The 2339-nt window shown below is 69.3% G+C and carries 2 protein-coding genes; both read left to right on the top strand.

The annotated features are described in order from the left end of the window. Nucleotides 1-57 precede the first annotated feature (57 nt). Nucleotides 58-1968, top strand: coding sequence for an HAD-IIIC family phosphatase (locus tag D2K64_RS23345; RefSeq protein WP_120010798.1), 1911 nt, complete (start codon nucleotides 58-60; stop codon nucleotides 1966-1968). Continuing rightward, on the top strand, nucleotides 1965-2222 hold the full coding sequence (locus D2K64_RS23340; RefSeq protein WP_120010797.1) for an acyl carrier protein: 258 nt from the start codon (nucleotides 1965-1967) through the stop codon (nucleotides 2220-2222). The genes D2K64_RS23345 and D2K64_RS23340 overlap by 4 nt, the downstream gene beginning before the upstream one ends. Nucleotides 2223-2339 lie beyond the last annotated feature (117 nt).

Here is a 2339-nt window from a genome sequence, read left to right as displayed (position 1 = left end):
AGGCGCTGTCGGTCGCGCCCACCGAATTCCTCTACTTCCAGTTCTGAGGCACAGCCCATGGAACAGCTCATCTGGCTGCCGCAACACCCCGAACTCGGTGCCGCCATCACCGCCGCCCGCCGCCTCCCGGAACCGGCGGCGCGGCTGGCGGAAGCCATCCGGCTCGCCGGCTTCCGCCGCGATTTCACTGCCACGGGACGCATCGACAAGCTGGCGGCCGAGGCGCTGCACGCCGGGGCCTCGGCCGGGCTGACGCCGTTGCGGCTCGCCATCCTGGCCTCGCACACGGTGGACCACCTGGTGCCGGCGATCCGCGTCGGTGGGCTCGGCCGGCGTCTCGCCCTGACGGTGCATGTGGCTCCCTACGGCATGTACCGGCAGGCGCTGCTGGGCGAGGATCCGGCCCTGGCCGAATTCGCACCCCAGCTGATCCTGCTGGCGCTCGACGCGCGGGACGCGCCGATCGACCTGCCCTTCGACAGCAGCGAGGCCGACGTGGCGGCTGCGGTCGCGGCACGGGTCGAGGAGCTGCGCGTGCTCTGGCGCCGCGGCCGTGCCCGCTACGGCGCGCAGGTGGTGCAACAAACGCTGGTGCCCTTCGATCCGCCGGTGTTCGGCGCCTACGAGGCGCTGGTGCCCGCTGCCCCCTATGCCGTGACCGAGCGCCTCAACACCGCCATCCGCTGTGCGGCGCGCGAGGAGGGCGTGCTGCTGCTGGACCTGGCTTGGCAGGCGGCCCGGGCTGGCCTCGCGGCCGGGTTTGCCGACCCGGTGCGCTGGCATCAGGCGAAGCAGCTGGTCAGTCCCGTGCTGGCGCCGTTCTTCGGGGAAGCCATGGCGGCGGTGGCCGGCGCCGTGGCCGGCACCTCGCGCAAATGCCTGGTGCTCGACCTCGACAACACGCTGTGGGGCGGCGTCATCGGCGATGACGGGCTGGACGGAATCAAGCTCGGCCAGGGCAATGCAACCGGGGAGGCGTTCCTGGCCATGCAGCGCTACGCCGCGGCGCTGGGCCGCCGCGGCATCATCCTGGCGGTGTGCAGCAAGAACAACCTGGAGGTGGCGGAGGAAGCCTTCGCCAAACATCCGGAGATGGCGCTGAAGCGTGGCGACATTGCCTGCTTCGTGGCCAACTGGAACGACAAGGCGGGCAATCTCCGCCACATCGCCAGGACGCTGAACATCGGCCTCGACAGCCTGGTGTTTGTTGACGACAACCCTGCGGAACGCGCCATCGTCCGGCGCGAACTGCCCGAGGTCGCGGTGCCGGAACTGCCGGAGGACGTGGCCAACTACCCCGAGGTGATCGCCGCCGCCTGTTATTTCGAGACGGCGGGCTTCACGGCGGATGATGCCGCGCGTAACCGCTCCTACGCGCTCAATGCCGAGCGGACGGCGGCGCTGGAGCAGGCGACCGATCTTTCCGGCTACCTTCGCAGCCTGGCGATGACCATGACGGCCACCGAGGTCGGCGCGGCCGAGCTGCCGCGCGCCACGCAGCTGATCAACAAGACCAACCAGTTCAACCTGACCACCCGCCGCTACACCGAGGCGGACACCGTCCGCTTCGCCAATGATCCCGACACGGTGATGCTGGCGCTGCGGTTGCGCGACCGGTTCGGTGACAACGGGCTGATCAGCGTGCTGGTGGCGCGGCCTGACCCGGCCCTGGCATCCGGCGAGCTGCTGATCGACACCTGGCTGATGTCCTGCCGTGTGCTTGGCCGGCAAGTGGAGGAAGCGACGCTCGGCGTGCTGGTGCAACACGCGGCGCGGCGCGGTGCCACGGCGCTGGTCGGCGAATACCGGCCCACCGCCAAGAACGGAATGGTGGCCGAGCATTACCGCAGGCTGGGCTTCACCCCCATGACGCCGCCGGCCAGCGCGGAGCCCGGCGCCACCTTCTGGCGCCACGAGATCGCCGCCGTCCAAAGCCCCGAACATTTCATTGAAGTGGAAGCCGCATGAGCCCGTCCGAGATCTACAGCGTCTTGACCGAGGTCTTCCAGGAAGTGTTCGACGATGACGGCATCACCCTGTCGGCCGACACCACCGCGGATGACATCGAGGGCTGGGACAGCCAGGCGCATGTGAACCTGGTGGTGGCCGCCGAGACGCGCTTCGGGGTGCGTTTTCGCACCGCCGAGCTGGAAACGCTGCACAATGTTGGCGATTTCGTGGCGCTGATTGCCACGAAGCAAGGCAGGTCAGGCCATGGCTGAGATGAAGCGAGGTTCCGCGAAACCTGTCGAGACGCCGCCACCTGTGGTTCGGCCGCGCTACATCGCGACGCTGCTGGGCAGCGCGCTGGGCGCGCTGGGCCTGTTCTATGCCGGGCT

Origin of the sequence: Teichococcus vastitatis, assembly GCF_003604215.1 — a bacterium.
GTDB classification, from domain to species: Bacteria; Pseudomonadota; Alphaproteobacteria; order Acetobacterales; family Acetobacteraceae; genus Pseudoroseomonas; species Pseudoroseomonas vastitatis.
Note: the sequence above shows the minus strand (reverse complement) of the source record. Positions and strands in the feature narration are given on the sequence as shown.

What these genes read in the sequence shown, in the direction of transcription:
- D2K64_RS23340 (WP_120010797.1), top strand. Translation starts at nt 1,965, where the DNA reads ATGAGCCCGTCCGAGATCTACAGCGTCTTGACCGAGGTCTTCCAGGAA.
- D2K64_RS23345 (WP_120010798.1), top strand. Translation starts at nt 58, where the DNA reads ATGGAACAGCTCATCTGGCTGCCGCAACACCCCGAACTCGGTGCCGCC.